The organism is uncultured Psychromonas sp. (assembly GCF_947489755.1).
Lineage (GTDB): Bacteria > Pseudomonadota > Gammaproteobacteria > Enterobacterales > Psychromonadaceae > Psychromonas.
The window spans coordinates 1-20844 of record NZ_CANLFB010000016.1 but is presented as its reverse complement, the minus strand read 5'-3'; the positions used below and the strand labels follow the sequence as shown (position 1 = coordinate 20844).

General features: G+C 37.8%; 20 protein-coding genes. 17 read left to right on the top strand and 3 right to left on the bottom strand.

What is annotated here, in order from left to right; translation table 11 throughout:
* The first annotated feature begins 50 nt into the window (after positions 1–50).
* The 15 genes from Q0794_RS10430 to nlpI all read left to right on the top strand — a co-directional run bounded on the left by Q0794_RS10430 (position 51) and on the right by nlpI (position 16511).
* Entirely contained in the window at positions 51–323 is a 273-nt protein-coding gene (locus Q0794_RS10430) for a YebG family protein (protein ID WP_298941658.1), read from the top strand.
* Between the two features lie 138 nt (positions 324–461).
* A complete protein-coding gene (gene thrS, locus Q0794_RS10425; RefSeq protein WP_298941657.1) occupies positions 462–2369 on the top strand; it encodes a threonine--tRNA ligase in 1908 nt (635 codons plus the stop codon).
* A gap of 5 nt (positions 2370–2374) precedes the next feature.
* A complete protein-coding gene (gene infC / locus Q0794_RS10420) occupies positions 2375–2932 on the top strand; it encodes a translation initiation factor IF-3 (RefSeq protein ID WP_298941656.1) in 558 nt (185 codons plus the stop codon).
* A 95-nt stretch (positions 2933–3027) separates the two neighbouring features.
* Positions 3028–3225: a 50S ribosomal protein L35 gene (gene rpmI / locus Q0794_RS10415; RefSeq protein ID WP_025564055.1), complete on the top strand. Its 198-nt coding sequence runs from the start codon at positions 3028–3030 to the stop codon at positions 3223–3225.
* A 16-nt stretch (positions 3226–3241) separates the two neighbouring features.
* Positions 3242–3598: a 50S ribosomal protein L20 gene (rplT, locus tag Q0794_RS10410; RefSeq protein WP_025564056.1), complete on the top strand. Its 357-nt coding sequence runs from the start codon at positions 3242–3244 to the stop codon at positions 3596–3598.
* Between the two features lie 349 nt (positions 3599–3947).
* Positions 3948–6173: an ABC transporter permease subunit gene (locus tag Q0794_RS10405; RefSeq protein WP_298941655.1), complete on the top strand. Its 2226-nt coding sequence runs from the start codon at positions 3948–3950 to the stop codon at positions 6171–6173.
* Positions 6174–6189: 16 nt separating this feature from the next.
* Entirely contained in the window at positions 6190–7848 is a 1659-nt protein-coding gene (gene pstA, locus Q0794_RS10400) for a phosphate ABC transporter permease PstA (protein WP_298941654.1), read from the top strand.
* Positions 7849–7939: 91 nt separating this feature from the next.
* Positions 7940–8752 carry a phosphate ABC transporter ATP-binding protein PstB gene (gene pstB, locus Q0794_RS10395; RefSeq protein ID WP_298941653.1) on the top strand — a complete coding sequence of 271 codons (813 nt, stop codon included), beginning with the start codon at positions 7940–7942 and terminating at the stop codon, positions 8750–8752.
* 13 nt (positions 8753–8765) lie between these two features.
* The gene (gene phoU, locus Q0794_RS10390) at positions 8766–9470 is read left to right on the top strand and encodes a phosphate signaling complex protein PhoU (protein ID WP_298941652.1); all 705 of its coding nucleotides are present in this window, start codon (positions 8766–8768) and stop codon (positions 9468–9470) included.
* A gap of 139 nt (positions 9471–9609) precedes the next feature.
* Entirely contained in the window at positions 9610–10656 is a 1047-nt protein-coding gene (gene queA / locus Q0794_RS10385; protein WP_298941651.1) for a tRNA preQ1(34) S-adenosylmethionine ribosyltransferase-isomerase QueA, read from the top strand.
* A 223-nt stretch (positions 10657–10879) separates the two neighbouring features.
* On the top strand, positions 10880–12004 hold the full coding sequence (gene tgt, locus Q0794_RS10380) for a tRNA guanosine(34) transglycosylase Tgt (protein WP_298941650.1): 1125 nt from the start codon (positions 10880–10882) through the stop codon (positions 12002–12004).
* Between the two features lie 83 nt (positions 12005–12087).
* Positions 12088–12426, top strand: coding sequence for a preprotein translocase subunit YajC (gene yajC / locus Q0794_RS10375; protein ID WP_298941649.1), 339 nt, complete (start codon positions 12088–12090; stop codon positions 12424–12426).
* A gap of 112 nt (positions 12427–12538) precedes the next feature.
* Positions 12539–14401: a protein translocase subunit SecD gene (gene secD, locus Q0794_RS10370; RefSeq protein WP_298941648.1), complete on the top strand. Its 1863-nt coding sequence runs from the start codon at positions 12539–12541 to the stop codon at positions 14399–14401.
* A 12-nt stretch (positions 14402–14413) separates the two neighbouring features.
* Positions 14414–15361 (top strand): protein translocase subunit SecF, encoded by a 948-nt coding sequence (secF, locus tag Q0794_RS10365; protein WP_298941647.1) that lies wholly within the window; start codon positions 14414–14416, stop codon positions 15359–15361.
* Between the two features lie 193 nt (positions 15362–15554).
* A complete protein-coding gene (nlpI, locus tag Q0794_RS10360) occupies positions 15555–16511 on the top strand; it encodes a lipoprotein NlpI (protein ID WP_298941646.1) in 957 nt (318 codons plus the stop codon).
* A gap of 57 nt (positions 16512–16568) precedes the next feature.
* Here the strand turns inward: nlpI and Q0794_RS10355 are convergent, their stop codons facing one another.
* A complete protein-coding gene (locus Q0794_RS10355) occupies positions 16569–17285 on the bottom strand; it encodes a type 1 glutamine amidotransferase (protein WP_298941645.1) in 717 nt (238 codons plus the stop codon).
* A 72-nt stretch (positions 17286–17357) separates the two neighbouring features.
* Positions 17358–18353 (bottom strand): permease, encoded by a 996-nt coding sequence (locus Q0794_RS10350; protein WP_298941644.1) that lies wholly within the window; start codon positions 18351–18353, stop codon positions 17358–17360.
* 138 nt (positions 18354–18491) lie between these two features.
* Between Q0794_RS10350 and Q0794_RS10345 the strand changes: the two genes are divergently transcribed.
* Both Q0794_RS10345 and Q0794_RS10340 read left to right on the top strand, forming a co-directional pair.
* Positions 18492–18767 carry a hypothetical protein gene (locus tag Q0794_RS10345; RefSeq protein ID WP_298941643.1) on the top strand — a complete coding sequence of 92 codons (276 nt, stop codon included), beginning with the start codon at positions 18492–18494 and terminating at the stop codon, positions 18765–18767.
* Between the two features lie 3 nt (positions 18768–18770).
* Positions 18771–19163, top strand: coding sequence for a metalloregulator ArsR/SmtB family transcription factor (locus Q0794_RS10340; protein WP_298941642.1), 393 nt, complete (start codon positions 18771–18773; stop codon positions 19161–19163).
* 1081 nt (positions 19164–20244) lie between these two features.
* Here Q0794_RS10340 and Q0794_RS10335 read toward each other — a convergent pair.
* A complete protein-coding gene (locus Q0794_RS10335) occupies positions 20245–20472 on the bottom strand; it encodes a hypothetical protein (protein ID WP_298941641.1) in 228 nt (75 codons plus the stop codon).
* Positions 20473–20844: the final 372 nt, after the last annotated feature.

The following is a 20844-nucleotide window of genomic DNA, read 5'->3' as shown; positions in this document are numbered from 1 at the left end:
TAGTACTGTATGTAAAACCATGTTTAATTTGAAATTAAAAAGAGGCCACCGTGGCAGTCATCATTAAATACATTGTAGAAAGAAAGGGTGTTGAGAAAATGACCTTTACCAGTAAGAAAGAAGCCGATGCATACGATAAGATGCTAGATAGCGCCGATCAAATTGCATTATTCTTAAGTGAAAGTCCTGTTTCTCTAGATGACCAGCAGCTTGAAGAGTTAGGGCTGTATGTGGCAAGCAATAAAGACGTATTGCAAAACCTATTTAAAGGGCAAGTGTTTAGCTCTGAAAGTATCGATAAAGTTGAGTCATCAGATAGTTAAACCTCACTAAATAAATAGGAGTAACAATAAATTAACCTTTAGTGGGTTTTATTGTGCTCCTTAATACAGTAAAATGCGCTCCTCTTTTTAATTAATACAAATGCTTTTTGGTTGGAAGCATCACTGTGAGGAATTAGCATGCCAATTATTACTCTTCCCGATGGAAATCAACGTCAATTTGACAATACTACTTCAATTATGGATATCGCAGCAGATATCGGCCCTGGTTTAGCGAAAGCTTGTATCGCAGGTCGTGTCAACGGACAACTTGTAGATGCTTGCGACCCTATTGAAACTGATGCAGACGTTTCAATTATCACCAATAAAGATGATGAAGGTCTAGAAATATTACGTCACTCTTGTGCTCATTTGTTAGGTCATGCAATTAAACAATTGTACCCAGAAGCAAAAATGGCAATAGGACCAACCATTGATAATGGTTTTTACTATGATATTGATCTTGATGTAACCATTAATGATGAAGAGTTAGCTAAAATTGAAAAACGCATGCAACAATTAGTTAAAACTAACTATCAAGTTGTTAAAAAGAAAGTCAGCGTTGATGAAGCTATTGCTGTATTTAAAGAACGCAATGAACCTTATAAATTAGAAATTCTTGAAGGTATTGATAAAGAAGACCGTCCTGGTCTATACCATCATGAAGAATATGTCGATATGTGTCGTGGTCCACACGTACCGATGATGAAATTTAGTCAATGGTTTAAATTAATGAAAGTATCAGGCGCATATTGGCGTGCTGATTCTGATAACAAAATGCTACAACGTATATACGGTACAGCATGGGCTGACAAAAAACAGTTAAATGCTTATCTAAAACGTCTTGAAGAAGCAGCTAAACGTGATCACCGTAAAATTGGTAAACAGTTAGATCTTTACCATATGCAAGAAGAAGCACCGGGTATGGTGTTCTGGCATCCAAACGGTTGGACTATTTTCCGTGAGCTAGAAAGTTATATTCGTGAGCAAACGGTTGCCTTTGGTTACCAAGAAGTAAAAGCACCACAAATTTTAGACCGTTCATTATGGGAAAAATCGGGTCACTGGGATAAATACAAAGACGGTATGTTCTGTACTTGTAGTGAAAACAGAGACTATGCAATCAAACCAATGAACTGTCCTGGTCACGTACAAATCTTTAATCAAGGTTTAAAATCTTACCGTGACTTACCATTACGTTTATCTGAATTTGGTTCATGTCACCGTAATGAACCATCGGGTTCTTTACATGGTTTAATGCGTGTACGTGGTTTTACACAAGATGATGCACATATCTTCTGTACAGAAGCGCAAATTCTTGAAGAAGTATCAGCATGTATTAACATGGTATTCGAATGTTATAAAACATTCGGCTTCGAAGATATTGTCGTTAAATTATCTACTCGCCCGGAAAAACGTGTTGGCGATGATGCAACATGGGATAAGTCTGAAGCGGCTTTAGCACATGCATTAGATGAAAATGGCGTTAAATTTGAATATTTACCAGGCGAAGGTGCCTTTTATGGCCCTAAAATCGAATTTACTTTGTATGATTGTTTAGGTCGTGCATGGCAATGTGGTACAATACAATTAGATTTTTCAATGCCGGGTCGTTTAGATGCGACTTATGTTGGTGAAGATAACGAACGACATACTCCAGTAATGATTCACCGAGCTATTCTTGGCTCATTAGAGCGTTTCATTGGTATCTTAACTGAAGAGTATGCGGGTATTTATCCGACATGGTTATCACCTCAACAGGTAGTTGTGATGAATATTACTGACAAACAGTCGGATTTTGTTACAGAAGTAGTAAATAAATTGAAAAAATCGGGTGTTAGAGCCATTTCGGACTTGAGAAATGAGAAGATAGGCTTTAAAATCCGCGAGCATACATTAAAGCGTGTTCCTTACTTATTAGTTATCGGAGACCAAGAGGTCGAAGCAAACGAAGTAGCAGTAAGAACTCGTAAGGGTGATGACCTTGGTAAGATGCAGGTTGATAATTTCATTGACCATGTAAAACAAGAAATCATCACACGTTCATAAATAACTTGGAGGAATTTGTTATAAAAGGTGCAAAAAAAGCCCCGCAAACGGGCAATAAACATCGTTTAAACGATGAAATAACTGGTACTGAAGTACGTCTTTCTGATTCAGAAGGCAAGCCAGTTGGTATTGTTTCTTTAGAAGAAGCAAAAAATATGGCATTTGATTCAGATTTGGATTTAGTTGAAATTAGTCCAAATGCCGAGCCGCCAGTTTGTCGCATCATGAACTATGGCAAATTTCTCTTTGAAAAGAGCAAATCCGTTAAAGAACAACGGAAGAATCAGAAACAGGTTCAGTTGAAGGAAATAAAATTCCGTCCTGGGACTGATGATGGCGATTATCAGGTAAAACTACGCAGCCTGACTCGCTTTCTTGAAGAGGGTAACAAAGCCAAAGTAACGCTACGTTTTCGTGGTCGTGAAATGGCGCATCAATCACTTGGTATGGAATTACTAAATCGCGTTAAAAACGATTTAGTTGAAATATCTACTGTCGAATCTTTCCCTAAACTGGAAGGTCGTCAAATGGTGATGGTACTTGGCCCTAAACGTGCTAGCTAAGGCATAAAGTAGTATTGATGTGTGAATATGAGAATATTCACACTATTTACTCGCCTTACTGGTTTAATTTAAATTTTAACAATGCGGAGTTCGCAATGCCTAAAATGAAATCTAACAAAGGTGCTGCAAAGCGCTTTAAAAAGACTGCTTCTGGTGGTTTTAAACGTAAGCAATCTCACTTACGTCATATCCTTACTAAGAAATCTACTAAACGTAAACGCCATCTACGTGCTCAAAGCATGGTAGCTAAAGTAGACGTACCTAGTATTAACAGAATGTTACCATTCGCTTAAGTAAGGAATATATAAAATGCCAAGAGTAAAACGCGGTGTACAAGCTCGTGCACGCCATAAAAAAGTCTTAAAACAAGCTAAAGGTTATTACGGAGCTCGTTCACGTGTTTATCGCGTAGCGGTTCAAGCAGTAACTAAAGCTGGTCAATACGCTTACCGTGACCGTCGTCAACGTAAACGTCAGTTCCGTCAACTATGGATTGCACGTATTAACGCTGCATCTCGTATTAGCGGATTATCTTACAGCCGTTTCATCAATGGTCTTAAAAAGGCTTCTGTTGAAATCGATCGTAAGATCCTAGCTGACATAGCTGTATTTGATAAAGCAACATTTGCTCATTTAGTAGAAGTTGCAAAAAAAGCGCTAGCTTAATCATTATTGATTAACAGAATTGAAGAAGGAGGCATTTTTGTCTCCTTTTTTTTCATCTAAAATTTGCTTTAGTTACGCTTCAAACTTGTTTTTATCTTCTCTTTTATACAAACCTTAATCTTTTATCATTAGTCTTACTGCATTTCTACTTGTTGAGTATAAGTAATAAGCTCAGCGTTTATGCCGCAATTGTTCGTTTTAACGCCTCCAAGTTTATGTGTTTTACATTGCATTAGAACCTTAACTCTATCTGCTCAATCATCCTAAATATCAGTATTATGACAGCTGTCATATAACTGTCACAAAGCCGACTTATAATCTTCGCCATCAATTATGTTGGAGATAGTAAATGGAACGTGATTTAGCGACCACGCTGCAAGCGAATAAAAAGCGAGTAGTTAAGGATAAATTAGTTAAATATGGCGTAACAATAGGTGGCACATCTGTGTTAGTCACTTTGTTATTAATTTTTGGGTATCTTTTATATGTCGTTTTACCCATTTTTGCACCTGTGAGTATTGAACAAAAACAATCTTTTCAACGTCAAGATTCAACACCTATTTATGCATTGGGGATAGATGAGCAAAACGAAGTCGCTTATCAGATGGATAACCAAGGTTTATTGAGTTTCTATTCTTTAAGGGAAGCTGATTTAGGTAATTCACTTCTTAAATATCAATCGTTTACTGATAATCACAATATAACAAAAACAATGCCTGTTAATGGCATGTTTGCTTTAGCCAATAACAGCGGTGAAGTACAAATCATTAAACCGAGTTTTATTACGTCTTATCCAAACGATAAACGATTAATTACACCTGAAGTGAGTTTTCCATTAGGTGAAGATAATTTTGTCGTCTCAGATGATAAACAAGCGTTAACTCACCTATCATTTGAAATGAATTCAGAATATGCAGGTATTGCTGCTGTTCAGAATAATGGTGAAGGGATATTTCTTCTCTTAACTGCTGAAGAAAACTTCATGACCGATGAAGTGGTGTGGGAGCAAGAGAAATTTAAGTTGCCTTCATTTCCTAATAAAGTGGATCAGTTACTGCTAACACCAAACCTAAGTAAGTTATTTGTGCGTAGCGGTAATGATTTATTGGTTTACGATATCTCTGAAAGTGACGATATCCATATATCATCAGTCTTTAAAATTAATGCTAAAGGCAGTAATGTTAATGATGTGCAATTATTGACTGGCGCGAGTTCGTTATTAGTTGCGAATGAGAATGGTGTTATCAGCCAATGGTTTGAAGTGCTCAGTGAAAATAAACGCGAGTTTACTTATATCCGAGACTTTAAAGCACCTGCGGAAGTCACCAGTATTGTGCCAGAGTTTTTCCGTAAAGGTTTTTTAACAACAACCAAAGCGGGTGACCTATCTATTTTCCACTCTACGGGTGAAACAGAACTATTAACTGAGTCCATTTCTAAAGTTGGTTCTCTAGTAATTGCTATCTCCCCGCGTGCTAATGCTATTTTGGTTGCCGACAAAGACGTTATTAAACTGTATGACGTTGATAATGAACACCCTGAAATTACCTGGTCTGCATTATGGCAAGAAGTCTGGTATGAAGGTTACCCTGAACCGCAATATGTTTGGCAATCAACCTCTGCGAGTGATGACTTTGAAGCTAAAATGAGTCTTGTTCCTATTTCATTCGGTACCATCAAAGCTGCTTTTTACGCGATGTTATTTGCTGTACCAATTTCTATTTCTGCTGCTATTTATACTGCATACTTTATGGCACCAAGCATTAGAACCTATATCAAACCGACGGTTGAAATAATGGAAGCATTACCAACGGTTATCTTAGGGTTCTTAGCGGGATTATGGTTGGCACCCATTGTTGAAAATCAATTGCCAGGCATTATGTTATTAATGATAAGCCTACCCGTTAGTGTACTTGTTGCGGCTATTATCTGGACTAATTTACCAAAATCATTAAGTGACAAAGTAAGTGAAGGCGTCTTACCATTAGTGTTATTGCCTATTCTTGTTGCGACGGGTTATTTCTCAATGGCCTTTAGCGAAACACTTGAACTCTGGTTGTTCAATGGTGATACCCGTATGTACTTAACCAATGAGTTAGGTATTAACTTTGACCAACGTAATTCACTTATTGTTGGTATTGCGATGGGGTTTGCCGTTATTCCAACTATCTTCTCCATTGCTGAAGATGCCATCTTTAGTGTGCCTAAGAGTTTAACCATGGGGTCATTAGCATTAGGCGCGACACGTTGGCAAACACTGGCTAAGGTCGTTATTTTAACGGCTAGTCCAGGTATTTTCTCTGCTGTCATGATGGGGATGGGACGTGCCGTTGGTGAAACCATGATTGTATTAATGGCAACAGGTAATACACCAATCATGGATTGGAACATCTTCGAAGGGATGCGCTCTCTATCTGCAAATATTGCAGTAGAAATGCCAGAGTCTGAAGTAGGCAGTTCACATTACCGAGTATTATTCCTCGCTGCATTTGTGTTGTTTATCTTTACCTTCTTCTTCAACACCATTGCTGAGTTTGTACGTCAGCGTTTGCGTGAAAAATATTCAAGCCTATAAATAGGAGTTAGTTATTATGGGTAAATGGTTTAAATCAGGCACACCGTGGATTTGGATGACAGGTGGTGCTGTAAGTTTGAGTTTAATTGCAGTTATTGGGCTATTTCTACTGATCGGTTGGAGAGGGTTAAGCTTCTTTTGGCCAGCGACAGTATACGAATTTTCAATGCAAAATGAGCAAGGTCAACAGTCAGTTTTAATTGGTGAAATTTATGACCAAGAACATGTATTAAAACAACAGTTAATTGATGGTGGTGTGACGGGCTTAGAAGACTATCCAGAATCATTAGAACGTTTTTTAATTAAAACGGGTAACCGTGAATATGTTGATTTAGATTTCCAATGGATTTTAGAAACAATTATTCAAGGGAAAAATATTGCCCATGACGTTGTTGTTTTTGAGAGAACGAAAAATGGTAATTTTTATGGTTATTTAGACTCTATTAATGAAGGTGAACAAAAGCTTAATCTTGATCAAGATGGTTTAGTTGATGAACTTAATTTACGCCTTGAACGTGCGCTTGAGTTTCGTGATAAAGAACACGGACTATTAACGGGTGACATCGGTCGTATTAATAACGATTTAGACCGTATTCGATTAAAGCAACGTAAATTAGAGTTAGACGGTGAATTAACAGAACAAAAAATTGCTGAATTTAAAGCAAGCAGTGATGCGTTACGTGCTGAATATTTAGGGCTTGAAAGCGAATTGTTTAGTTATCGTGATCAAGCAAAACGTGACAGTGTGGTAGTGAAAGATATGACGGGGCGTTTAGTGACGATGCCGTTATCTTATATCTTAGATTTCTATCAACCTAATGACATGAGCTTTATGCAGAAAGTAGGGCATTGGTTCCATCAGGTTTATAAATTTGTCAGTAGCGACCCGCGTGAAGCGAATACAGAAGGTGGTGTATTCCCAGCTATCTTTGGTACTGTGTTCATGGTGATGTTGATGGCTGTGATTGTGACGCCATTTGGAGTGGTTGCCGCTATTTACTTACATGAATATGCAGGTAAAAATAATATTACGAAGTTTATTCGTATTGCGGTAATCAATCTATCTGGCGTACCGTCTATTGTTTATGGTGTATTCGGGTTAGGCTTCTTTGTTTATATTTTAGGTGGCAGTATCGATCAGCTACTTTACCCTGAAGCGTTACCTTCACCGACATTTGGTTCGCCAGGCGTATTATGGTCTGCATTAACCTTAGCTATTTTAACGTTACCAGTGGTGATTGTATCGACGGAAGAAGGGTTGAGCCGTATACCAAGTACCTTGCGTGAAGGTTCATTAGCATTAGGCGCAACAAAATCAGAAACGTTATGGCGAATTGTTATTCCAATGGCGAGCCCTGCGATTATGACTGGTTTGATTTTAGCCGTGGCTCGCGCCGCCGGTGAAGTAGCACCATTGATGCTGGTAGGGGTGGTAAAAATTGCACCGACATTGCCAGTTGATGGCAACTTCCCGTTCTTACATTTAGACCGAAAGTTTATGCATCTAGGTTTCCATATCTATGATGTTGGCTTCCAAAGTCCGAATGTTGAAGCCGCACGTCCATTGGTTTATGCAACATCGTTTTTATTAGTCACCGTTATTATCGGTTTGAATTTAGCAGCTATTGCCATCCGTAATAACTTACGTGAAAAATACCGAGCATTAGAGCACTAATATAACGCTATATGTTGAAGACGACATATTACGAATTGAATATTATAAATCCACGCACATTAGTGTGCGTGAATAAAGATTAGGAAAGACAATGATTGATTTTTCAAATATAAATCCAAAAAGTGCTGATTTAGATGAATTAACGCCTGAAAATACAGCATTAGAAATTAAAAACTTAGACTTATTCTACGGTGATAAGCAAGCCTTACATAATGTATCGATGAAGATACCTAAAGGTAAAGTAACGGCTTTCATCGGTCCATCGGGTTGTGGTAAATCAACGTTATTACGTTGTATCAATCGAATGAATGACTTAGTTGAAATTTGTCGTGTTGATGGGAATATCGAACTACAAGGCATTAACATTTATGATAAATCAGTGGATGTTGCGTCGTTACGTCGTCGTATCGGGATGGTGTTTCAGCGTCCAAATCCTTTCCCTAAGTCTATCTATGAAAATGTTGTTTATGGGTTACGTCTACAGGGTATTAATGACCGACGCACATTAGATGAAGCCTGTGAAACATCACTGCGTGGTGCTGCTTTATGGAACGAAGTAAAGGATCGATTACATGATAACGCATTTGGCCTTTCTGGTGGTCAGCAACAACGTTTAGTGATTGCACGTGCGATTGCCATTGGTCCTGAAGTGTTATTATTAGATGAGCCAACATCGGCGTTGGATCCTATCTCAACGTTAACGATTGAAGAATTGATTACTGAGCTGAAGAAGAAGTTCACGGTTGTTATTGTGACACATAACATGCAACAAGCAGCTCGTGTATCAGATCAAACCGCCTTTATGTACATGGGTAAATTAATTGAATACTCAGATACGAATACTTTATTTACTTCTCCAAAACAAAAACAGACAGAAGATTACATTACTGGCCGTTACGGTTAAATAAGGAAATAAAATGGAAAACTTAAATTTAAACCGTCATATTTCAGGGCAATTTAATAATGAACTTGAAAGTGTGCGTAACCAAGTTATGCAAATGGGTGGCTTGATTGAGCAACAATTAGCGGATGCATTATCTGCGATGGCTGAAAATGACTTAGAGTTAGCACGTAAAGTGATTATTAAAGACAACGAAGTCAATGAATTTGAAACCAAAGTCGATCAAGATTGTTCGCGTATAATTGCTAAGCGTCAGCCTGCAGCGTCAGATTTACGTTTAATTTTAACAATCATGAAAACCGTGACTGAACTTGAAAGAGTGGGCGATAGCATTACCGCTATCGCAAAGACTGTCATTGAGAATCACGGTAAAAAAGTACCGTCGTTAATCGGTCTAGAGAATATGGGGCAAATCACTATGAAAATGCTGCATAACGCTTTAGATGCGTTTACTCGTTTAGATCTCAATGCCGCGATTGCAGTACATAACGAAGACAAAAAAGTAAATCGACAATACGAAAGTATTTTACGTGAGCTAATGACGTTCATGATGGAAGATCCTCGATCAGTGCCGTTTGTACTTAACGTATTAGCATCAGCGCGCGCCATTGAGCGTATTGGCGACAGATGTCAAAATATCTGTGAGCAAATTGTCTATTTAGTGAAAGGGATTGATGTGCGCCATGCGACTGAAGAAGAGATAAACTCTTTAATTGAATAGCGGTTAACACACCATTTAAAGTATTTTATAAAAAGCCTAGGTAAATTTATTTATCTAGGCTTTTTTCATTTTATCAAGAAACCTTTTCAGCCTATATAGCATCAGGTATACTGCGCGTTTTATTGAGTGGAACCGTTACATGAAAGTTGCTGATTTTTCTTTTCACCTTCCCGAAGAACTGATTGCGCGTTATCCAATGCCAGAACGTACGAACAGTCGTTTACTTTCGTTAGAGGCTAATTCTGGTGAATTAAATCATTTAAACTTTACCGATATTATTGATTTAGTGAATGCGGATGATTTACTTATATTCAATGATACACGTGTTATTCCTGCTCGTTTATTTGGCACTAAAGAAACCGGTGGCAAGATTGAAGTACTCGTAGAGCGTGTCTTAGATGAAAAAAGCTTTCTCGCACATGTTCGTAGCTCTAAATCGCCTAAACCTGGTTGTCAATTACTGCTTGAAAATGATGTAAAAGCGGAGATGGTTCAACGCCAAGGTCCACTATTTGAAATCAAAGTGGATAGCGAAGAAACCGTCTTACAAATCTTAGAACGTATTGGCCACATGCCGTTACCGCCATATATTGATCGACCTGACGAAGATGCCGATAAAGAGCGTTACCAAACCGTTTATAATAAAAATCCTGGTGCAGTAGCCGCACCAACGGCGGGTTTACATTTTGACCAAATAATTTTAGACAAACTAACAGCAAAAGGAACTGACTTTGCCTTTGTTACTTTGCATGTTGGTGCGGGGACTTTTCAGCCGGTTAAAGTAGATAATATACTCGATCATCAAATGCACAGTGAGTATGCGGAAGTTTCTCAAGAAGTGGTTGATAAAATCACTGCCACTAGAGCCGCTGGTGGACGAGTGATTGCGGTAGGCACCACGTCAGTAAGATCGATTGAAAGTGCTGCTAGTGTTAGCTTAGCAAAAGGGCTCGAATTAGCGCCTTTCTTTTCAGAAACCAGTATCTTTATTTACCCTGGTTATGAATTCCAATTAGTGGATGCCATGATCACGAACTTCCATTTATCAGAATCAACTTTATTGATGCTGGTCAGTGCCTTCTCAGGCAAAGCAAATATCGATCATGCTTACCAAACCGCCATTGAGAAAAAATACCGTTTCTTTAGTTATGGTGATGCCATGTTTTTGACTAAAAAAACCGACTAGAAAATAATTTAAAAAATGAGTTAACAATTTACTTTGTCGTTAATGATTAAGCTCACAATAAAATTTCATTTAAAATCGTTTTAAAGTGAATTTCAAACGATTAATTTAAATAAAAGTAAGATGTTAAAACCTGAATTCATGATTAAGATCAATCAGCATGATTCAGTTAGCTTTAATAATTGTTCAATCAAAATATCAGACTGTTTCTCTGATAAGGAAAACCATGAAATACGAATTAATTACAACCGATGGTCGCGCACGTCGTGGCCGCTTAACCTTTGATCGCGGAACCGTAGAAACACCTGCATTTATGCCTGTAGGAACTTACGGCACGGTAAAAGGGATGACACCTGAAGAAGTTGATGCAACCGGTGCTGAGATTTTATTAGGCAATACCTTCCATCTCTGGTTACGCCCAGGACAAAAAGTCATTAAACAACATGGTGATTTACATGACTTCATGAACTGGAAAGGTCCAATTTTAACTGACTCTGGTGGTTTCCAAGTATTCAGCCTAGGTAAAATGCGTAAAATCAAAGAAGAGGGTGTTTATTTTAGAAGCCCTGTTAATGGTGATGAAGTATTTTTGTCGCCGGAAATTTCAATGGAAATTCAATACGATCTTGGATCTGATATCGTGATGATTTTTGATGAATGTACGCCTTACCCAGCGACAGAAGAAGAAGCTGATATTTCGATGAAGCTTTCTTTACGCTGGGCTGAACGTAGCCGTAATCAATTTAACGAACAAGAAAACCCAAATGCTTTATTTGGTATTATTCAAGGTGGTTGTTATGAACATCTTCGTGATGTGTCATTAGCAGGGTTAGAAAAAATCGGCTTTGATGGTTATGCGATTGGTGGTCTGGCTGTTGGTGAGCCTAAAGAAGACATGCATCGCATATTAGATCATGTCACCACTAAAATACCAGAAGACAAACCCCGTTATTTAATGGGTGTTGGTAAACCAGAAGATTTGGTAGAAGGCGTTCGCCGTGGTGTTGATATGTTCGATTGTGTTATGCCAACACGTAATGCTCGAAATGGACATTTATTTACGACCGATGGCGTTGTTAAAATTCGTAATGCAAAACATCGTGAAGATACCAGTCCGTTAGATGCAGAATGTGATTGTTACACTTGCAAAAATTATACGCGTGCATACTTATATCATCTTGACAAATGTGGAGAAATCCTTGGAGCTCGCTTAAACACGATCCATAACTTACGTTATTACCAACGTTTGATGAAAGGTTTGCGTGATGCGATTTCAGCAGGTACATTAGACGAGTTTGTTGATTTGTTTTACAAACGAATTGGAAAAGAAAAACCAGTTCTAAATAATTGATAACACAATACTATTACCATACTATTACCATACTATTAGATAATTTATAGATAGTTTAATTTTTATACAATAAAGGATACAACATGAGTTTATTTATTTCTCAAGCACACGCAGCAGCAGAAGGCGCTTCAGCTGAAGGCGGCGGCATGCAAATGATTTTTATGTTAGTTGTTTTTGCAGCTATTTTCTACTTTATGATTTACCGCCCTCAGGCGCGTCGTACAAAAGAACATAAAAACCTAATGGATAACATTGGTAAAAATGATGAAGTATTAACAACAGGTGGTTTAATCGGTCGTGTTGCTAAAATTAGTGCTGATAGTGAATATGTTCAAGTAGAATTAAACGAAAATAACATTATTCTAATCAAAAAAGATTTTATTACAGCGGTACTACCAAAAGGTACGCTTAAATCAATCTAAATAAAAAGGCAGGTTATCCTGCCTTTTTGATATACCTTCATCGCTTAATCGTTTTTTAATTAAGTAGTGAAGGTATTTTTATTACCTTTAGCGTCAAATAAAGGACATTATCGTGTTAAATAAATACCCTCTTTGGAAGTATCTACTACTAGGGTTCATAGTTTTATTTACTTTAGTTTATGCCGCTCCAAATCTGTATGGCGAAGATCCTGCTGTACAAGTTTCTGCTACTCGTGGTGCTACTGTTGAACTATCTACTTTAGATAAAGTACAAGACATCCTTAAGCAAGCGAATATCTCACCAAAATCAACCGTGCTAGAAAACGGTCAAATTTTAGTAAGACTGTCTTCAAGTGAAGAACAATTAATTACACGTGAAACAATCAGCGCACAAATAGGTGATGGTTTTGTTACGGCATTAAACTTAGCAGCCGCAACCCCAGCTTGGTTAGAAGCGATTGGCGGTAGCCCATTAAAACTAGGTCTTGACCTTCGTGGTGGTGTTCATTTCTTAATGGAAGTGGATATGGACGAAGCAATCAGTAAAGAACAAGAACAAATGGTTCAAGACTTACGTGCTGATTTAAGAGAACAAAAAATTCGTTACCGTGGTATCGAAAAAGCGTCTACAGAAACGGGTGTCATACTACGTTTTACGTCGCAAGAAATTCTAGACAGTGCTATTGATTATTTAAAACCGATTAATCCTGGTTTTACATTTGACGAAAAAGAAACAAGTGGCACTTTCTACTTAACTATCAGCATGACTGCAGAAAAGTTAAAAACAGCAAAAGAAGATGCACTACAACAAAACTTAAGCATTTTACGTAACCGTGTTAATGAACTTGGTGTTGCTGAACCATTAGTACAGCGTCAAGGTACTGACCGTATCGTCGTTGAACTACCAGGTATTCAAGATACTGCTCGTGCTAAAGAGATCTTAGGCGCAACGGCAACGTTAGAATTCCATGCTGTTGACTCTGATACTGATGTGTCTGATGCCTTAGCAGGTCGTGTTCCCGCTTCTTCTGCACTTTATAAAGAGCGTGATGGTCAACCGGTTGTTGTTAAGAAAAAAATCATCTTAACAGGTAATCATATTGTTGATGCACAATCGAGTGCTGATGAATATGGTCGTGCACAGGTAAATATCTCTTTAGACTCGCAAGGTGGCAGTAAAATGTCGCGCTTCACTAAAAGTAATATCGGTAAACCAATGGCAACATTGTTTATTGAATATTTACCAACGGGTAAAAAGAAAGCCAACGGTAAATCTGAAACTGAGAAACGTATTGAGGTTGCTAACGTTGCAACGATTCAAGCACAGTTAGGACGTAGCTTCCGTATCACTGGTTTAGATAACACTGCTGAAGCACATAACTTAGCGCTATTATTACGAGCAGGTGCACTAACAGCACCGATTCAAATTGTAGAAGAACGCACTATTGGCCCAAGCTTAGGTCAACAAAACATCGACAACGGTATTAAAGCCATGGTTTATGGTTTATTAGCGGTTGTTCTGTTTATGTTTGTTTACTACCGTAAATTTGGTGCAGTGGCGAATACCGCATTACTATTCAACATCGTAATGATTGTTGGTTTAATGTCGTTGATTCCTGGTGCGACATTAACGCTACCGGGTATTGCAGGTATCGTATTAACCATCGGTATGGCAGTTGATGCCAACGTATTGATATTTGAACGTATCCGTGAAGAATTAAATGCTGGTAAATCAATTCAGCGTTCAATTAATGAAGGTTACTCAAATGCATTATCAACGATTGCTGATGCGAATATTACTACCTTTATTACCGCGGTTATCTTGTTCGCAGTTGGTACTGGCCCAATTAAGGGTTTTGCAGTAACGCTTGCACTTGGTATTTTAACTTCAATGTTTACTTCTATCTTCGGCACACGTGCGATTGTTAATGCACTGTGGGGTGGACGTAATGACATTAAAAAACTTTCAATCTAAGCAGGGTTAACTATGTTGGAATTAATTAAGTCGAAGCATACTATTAGCTTCATGAAATATTCAAAACCTGCAACCTGGTTATCAATGTTGTTATTGGTTATCTCTTTAGGGTCTTTGAGTATTAATTGGCTAAACTGGGGGTTAGATTTCACCGGTGGTACGTTAATCGAAGTTGGATTTGAACAACCTGCAAACCTAACGGAAGTGCGTGAAACATTAACCGCAGCTAACTTCCCTGATGCCGTAGTACAGCATTTTGGTACAAGCCATGAAGTGATGGTACGTTTAGCGCCTCGTGAAGGCGTTAAAGGACAAGTCATTGGTAATCAAATACTGGATGCTTTAACAGCTGCTGATTTTGGCAATGTTGATATGCGCCGAATTGAGTTTGTTGGCCCTAATGTGGGTGCTGAATTAGCAGAAAATGGTGGTATTGCTATTATCATCGCGCTTATTTGTATCATGCTTTATGTGAGCATGCGCTTTGAGTGGCGTTTAGCAACCGGTTCTGTGTTAGCTTTGGCACACGATATTATCATTACGTTAGGTGTGTTTTCGTTATTTCAAATTGAATTCGATTTAACGGTTTTAGCGGCGTTACTTGCCGTTGTCGGTTACTCGTTAAATGATACGATCGTTGTATTTGACCGTATTCGTGAAAACTTTCGTTTAATTGCGACTTCAACACCTGAAGAGATTGTAGATAAATCGTTAACACAAACCTTAAGCAGAACAATTATTACGTCGGGTACGACTATTTTTGTATTAGTTTCATTGTTTGTTGTTGGTGGTGAGTTGATTCACGGTTTTGCTACGGCATTACTCATTGGTATCTTCGTTGGTACTTATTCATCGATTTACGTAGCAAGTGCATTGGCTATTCGCCTCGGCATTAAACGAGATCATATGATCCCTGAAGTGATTGAAAAAGAAGGTGCTGACCAAGACGCTTTGATGTAATTATCAATAGTCGCACACTCTTAAATAATAAAGCACTGCATCGCAGTGCTTTTTTTTTGATTGTTATCAGCAATGTCAATTTAAGTTCTTTTTTTACCGCAACTGTTGATTAATTAGTTAAACGAATTGCTAAAACTTTACATTATCGTAGATATAGTACACTCTTGAAACTCTTGTTTAGAAGGGTTAAATCATGCGATCATCATATAATAAGTTACTTATAGTCCTCTCTTTTGTCACTCTTACTGCGTGTTCAAATAATCAAAGTCAAAATGAAAGCTATTCCTTAGCAGCCACCGGTTATGGAAGTTCTGTGTTTCCACTAGCTACACCGATTCAAGTTTCCTACCAAGACGAAGTTAAATTATTACGTATTAATCAATTAATTGCAGATAAAACTAAAGTTGATGATAAACAACGTGCGATATTGTTATACGAACGAGGCTTGATTTACGACCGAATGGGGTTGAATGCAAATAGCCGTTATGACTTTACGCAATCAATTAGCCTTGACCCAACGCTAGCAGCATCTTATAACTCATTGGGTGTTTATCTATTAATGGGTGAAGCATACGACGAGGCATTTGATGCTTTTGATTCTGCAATAGAACTGTCAGACCAAATGGATTACAGTTATCTGCATCGTGCGATTGGTTTATCTTTAGTGAATCGTTACGACGGTGCACAGGCAGATATCGAGCACTTTTATGATTTAGATAAAACTGACCCTTATCGCTCTTTATGGCGTTATATTATTAACGCGCATGTTGATTTAAAAGCAGCAGAACAACAATTGAAAACTGCACAAACAACAGAAGAAGATAACCGTTTTGCTTGGGCTATTGTGGGTGTCATGAATGGTGAAATTTCTGAAAGAGATTTCTTCGATAATATTGGCAATGGCATTAAGTCTAATGAAGAACTCGCTCAACGTTTATGTGAAGCTTATTACTACCTAGCCCACTGGTATATGAATAATGACAACCTCACCAAAGGTATCTATTACTTAAAATTGAGTGCGGCGACTAATGTGAAAGACTTTATTGAATACAAATATGCGTTAATTGACCTTAATAATATTCAAAACAAATTACAACAGCAGGCTTTAAAACTACAACAAGCTCAGCAAGCCAACAATCCAAGCAGCTAAGCTGAATTAAAAGCTCACTCCGGTGAGCTTTTTTAGTTTTATTGTTTTATTTTATACCTAGAATGATAATGATTGTTTGGCAAATAAGAAGTCAGTAACAAAGCGGTTAAAGGCTAAACTATCTATCTTAATTTCTTCTGTTATTGTCGCTGCTTCAATTTCATCTTGTTGAAATATGTCTATACGTTGTGAAAGTAGGGCATTAAAAAAAGCCGCCGTAAATTCTGGATGGCCTTGTACTGTTAATACTCGATCTTGATATTTTGTCATATAATGAGGGCAAAACTCGCTTCCAGCTAACACTTCGAAGCCTGTTCCGGTGCTAATGACTTGATCTTGATGAATAGCAATTAACTTCATCTTTTGGCCCGATGTTAACTCATCTATGTTTTGCTTTAATAACACATCATAAGCCCCTAATCCCCAACCTCTCTTTGTTTCCTCTACCTTTCCACCAAGCGCATAATTAATCACTTGATGACCAAAGCAAATACCAAACAGTTTCCTTTTAGCGCGAAAAGCAGATTGAATAAAAGTGGTTAAATCTTTAACCCAATTTAAATTATCATTCACGCCCGATGGGCTTCCTCCAATGATATAAACATCACATTCATTAATAAACTTAGGAAATTCATTGTGTTGATATACATTCCAAGTTTTAACTGAACCATAGCTATCTAAGCTATAATGCGTTTTTAAACAGTCGCTGTAACCGCCGAACTCTTCGATAAGCTTTGCAGGCACGTCACCACACAATAAAATTCCAATGTTCATATTTACTATCTCTTCTTTTTCTTTTTAAATGACGAGGGTCTAACTCAATTAGCTCAGACCCTATAAAAGATGTTAGACAACATACTGGAATAACAAACCTGCAATCACTGCCGTCGTTAAAATAATACCCACAAATGCGATGACTGCCTTTGGTTTTAGCACTGAAGAAACCAGTGCAATCTCAGGTAAACTTGCCCCCGTACCACCGACAATTAATGCCATAGCGGGACCTAACCCCATTCCTTTCGCAATCAAAACACTCAACAGTGGAATAGCCATTTCAATTCGTAAATAAAGTGGCACGCCAATTACTGCAGCAATAAAAATGGCGAGAATACTGTCATCTCCTACATACTTCTCAACCATATCTGCAGGCAAATAGGCTGCGGATAAACCACTAATGATCGCGCCGAGTAATACGTAAGGAATAATTTTCTTAAACAAAATAAGCGCAAAGCGTAATGCATTCTCAGTTTTACTTGATTTAGCAGATGGCGTTATCGAACAAGGTGATGTAGCTGAACAGCTACTTGCTGTTGCTACTGGCTTTATTTCTGTTTCCGTTTCTGAACAAGAAAATGAAGAGGAGGCAGCGGAGCAAGTTGGTGCTTTGTTACCCTCAATTTCATCTGCGCGTTTGATTTCATTTCTCCACGGTGTTTTGGTGATTAACCATCCACCCAATACCGCAGAAGTAAAAGTTAGCGCCAAATAAACGATAGTGACTTTAAATCCGAAGGTTGCGTAAATCATTGCTAGTACAACAAAGTTACACAAAGGAGCTGAAATCAAAAAGCTTAACACTGTACCGAGTGATACACCCATGGTTGCCATCCCCATTGTGACAGGCACCACTGACGCGCTACAAAATGGCGTTAACATACCAAATAAAGATCCTAATAGCGGCCCCCATTTTTCATGTTTTGTTAATTTCTTTTGAAGTTTATCTTGAGGGATATATTCACGCATGAAGCCAGTTAATACTGAGACCACAGCAATAACAATGACTAAAGCGCCACCTACATGAACAAATTCATTCAATGCGAGTGTTAGTTTATCTATGTTCATAACATTACCTTTATGTTGTTTATAAGCAAATACTTCATTAATGGAACGGAGCTATCATAATTACATATGCATAAATGCGCAAGTATGATTTTGTGTTATTTTTATGTATACTGAACATCTTCAGGTGGAGGGAATTGAATGTTAAAAAAGATAATCGGCAAGTTGAGTCAGCTTTGTGCTTATACTCATATATGGAAAGTTATTTCAGGTTTGTTAAACAATGAAGGGCTATCAGAGCAAACAAAAGCAGGGCGTAACATTGCTTTACTCGGCTTATTTTGCCCTTTTTTTTGGTATGCCTTATTGACAGGAGCAAGCAGAGAAGTGGTGATCATGCATGCGATTCATTCAAGTATCGTATTATTGATTGGAATAGTGATAATATTTGTAAGTATAAGAAAACAAAAAGAGTAACAAATGGAATTACAATATTTAGATGCATTAAAAGCCCTCGCTGAACCGCATCGCTTAAGGTTATGTTGGCTGCTAATTCACGTTGATCAAAAAGTCACAGTGGCAGAAGCAATGGATGTCATAGGGGAAACGCAATACAACGTATCTCGAAACTTAAAAATGCTATTTAAAGCAGGGTTGCTTGATCAAGAAAAGAACGGAAAATGGGTTTATTACACCTTAGCAAAGCAAACAGAAAAGCACTGGTTGCTATTAGTTGACTCTGTTCGTCATTTGCCTGCAAGTCAGTTTGAAAGTGTTGCAGGGCGCTGCAAGTTACGTTTAGGAATGCGAGTTGATGGTGAATGTGTTGTTGGGCCAAATAGTGACGATTGGATAAAGCTGTTGAATTTATAACGTGGCTGTCCAACAATTTAAAAAAAGACGGGTATCAAATTATTTTTTTAATTAAAAGTTATAGGGATATTAGCTCGTCTGCACTCGTTGGAGCATTTAGATTTTTGTTCGCATTGATTTCGCCCTGTCGGCGACATACTTTTTCTTACCAGAAGATGCCTTTTACCCACAACACGCAAAAAGACTGAAAAGGATACGCAGAGCTTAACCCGCTCGTAAAACTATGCTGATGCATAACTCGCTTCCCAATTCGTTTTTTAATCTACTCTTTTAAAATAAAGTAATAACTGCCTTCTAAACGCACCGCTCATACTCGACATCCATGTCTCGAAATGAGCTAGCAACGGCAAAGGGCCCCAGAGCTTAGTCCGCTCATTGCACTATGCTGTCGCATAATTCGCTCCATGCCTTTACTTGCTGAAGGTAATTACTCATTCAGAAAAACTCAATGGGAGAGTTGTCACTGCCACGTTGAGTTTCGCGTTGTATTGTTAACTAATTGATAAGAATGGGGTTATAAAGTGGCTGTCCAACACTTTACTGATTGGATAAAGCTGTTGAATTTATAACGTGGCTGTCCAACAATTAAAAAAAAGACTGGTATTAAATTATTTTTTTAATTAAAAGTTATAGCTATATTAGCTCGTCTGCGCTCGTCGGAGCATTTAGATTTTTGTTTGCATTGGTTTCGCCCTGTCGGCGACATACTTTTTCTTACCAGAAGATGCCTTTTACCCACAACACGCAAAAAGACTGAAAAGGATACGCAGAGCTTAATCCGCTCGTAAAACTATGCTGACGCATAACTCGCTTCCCAATTCGTTCTTTAATCTACTCTTTTTAAAATAAAGTAATAACTACCTTCTAAACGCACCGCTCATACTCGACATCCATGTCTCGAAATGAGCTAGCAACGGCATCCATGCCTTTACTTGCTGAAGGTAATTACTCATTCAGAAAAACTCAACGGGAGAGTTGTCGCTGCCACGTTGAGTTTTGCGTTGTATTGTTAACTAATTGATAAGAGTGGGGTTATAAAGTGGCTGACCAACACTTTACTTAAATAAAATACGCTATAAAATCAAACACTTTTAATACGATTAATACAACTTAACCTACCATCAAATTCATGAACACAATGACCCTCTTTAAAATTACTTTCTTTATTTAAAGTCAAATAGCTTTCCCACCAAATATTTACATTAGGCATAGATATTCTTTTTATAGCATCATGCCCAAGGTGAAGGTTAATTATTGAAAGTAATCCATAACTGATAAAGGGCAAATATTTTCCTATCGGGTTAGCCATATCATGTAACCATTTCATACTTTTAAATAATTTGGTTACAGTATTTAAATGCTCTGAAATTGCTGTGTAATCTTGGTTTAATGTAGAAATTAAAACATTAACAATTGCTATTTCAGATTTAGTATTGTTTTTAGTTAAAAAAACTTCAGCTTGAACATTTATTTCGTCCTTACATAACTCGCCTCTAATCGCTAAAATTAAGTTAGTTGCAATAATAAGAAATCGATTCCCTTTTTTACTTTCTCCTATTCCTTTAGGCCAATAATCCTCTATTAAATCGTAGTTATTACCTGCGTAATACCATTCCGCCTAATTAGCTGATCAGATTCATCCAATCCCTAGTGCACATTTTTATTACTCTTTGACTATCAC

Excerpts from the sequence above, each read along its gene's own strand:
- secF (WP_298941647.1), top strand. The coding sequence starts at position 14,414 with ATGTTGGAATTAATTAAGTCGAAGCATACTATTAGCTTCATGAAATAT.
- Q0794_RS10355 (WP_298941645.1), bottom strand. The coding sequence starts at position 17,285 with ATGAACATTGGAATTTTATTGTGTGGTGACGTGCCTGCAAAGCTTATC.
- phoU (WP_298941652.1), top strand. The coding sequence starts at position 8,766 with ATGGAAAACTTAAATTTAAACCGTCATATTTCAGGGCAATTTAATAAT.
- nlpI (WP_298941646.1), top strand. The coding sequence starts at position 15,555 with ATGCGATCATCATATAATAAGTTACTTATAGTCCTCTCTTTTGTCACT.
- Q0794_RS10335 (WP_298941641.1), bottom strand. The coding sequence starts at position 20,472 with ATGGCTAACCCGATAGGAAAATATTTGCCCTTTATCAGTTATGGATTA.
- Q0794_RS10350 (WP_298941644.1), bottom strand. The coding sequence starts at position 18,353 with ATGAACATAGATAAACTAACACTCGCATTGAATGAATTTGTTCATGTA.
- thrS (WP_298941657.1), top strand. The coding sequence starts at position 462 with ATGCCAATTATTACTCTTCCCGATGGAAATCAACGTCAATTTGACAAT.
- yajC (WP_298941649.1), top strand. The coding sequence starts at position 12,088 with ATGAGTTTATTTATTTCTCAAGCACACGCAGCAGCAGAAGGCGCTTCA.
- rpmI (WP_025564055.1), top strand. The coding sequence starts at position 3,028 with ATGCCTAAAATGAAATCTAACAAAGGTGCTGCAAAGCGCTTTAAAAAG.
- Q0794_RS10340 (WP_298941642.1), top strand. The coding sequence starts at position 18,771 with ATGGAATTACAATATTTAGATGCATTAAAAGCCCTCGCTGAACCGCAT.
- rplT (WP_025564056.1), top strand. The coding sequence starts at position 3,242 with ATGCCAAGAGTAAAACGCGGTGTACAAGCTCGTGCACGCCATAAAAAA.
- pstA (WP_298941654.1), top strand. The coding sequence starts at position 6,190 with ATGGGTAAATGGTTTAAATCAGGCACACCGTGGATTTGGATGACAGGT.
- pstB (WP_298941653.1), top strand. The coding sequence starts at position 7,940 with ATGATTGATTTTTCAAATATAAATCCAAAAAGTGCTGATTTAGATGAA.
- Q0794_RS10405 (WP_298941655.1), top strand. The coding sequence starts at position 3,948 with ATGGAACGTGATTTAGCGACCACGCTGCAAGCGAATAAAAAGCGAGTA.
- tgt (WP_298941650.1), top strand. The coding sequence starts at position 10,880 with ATGAAATACGAATTAATTACAACCGATGGTCGCGCACGTCGTGGCCGC.
- Q0794_RS10345 (WP_298941643.1), top strand. The coding sequence starts at position 18,492 with ATGTTAAAAAAGATAATCGGCAAGTTGAGTCAGCTTTGTGCTTATACT.
- queA (WP_298941651.1), top strand. The coding sequence starts at position 9,610 with ATGAAAGTTGCTGATTTTTCTTTTCACCTTCCCGAAGAACTGATTGCG.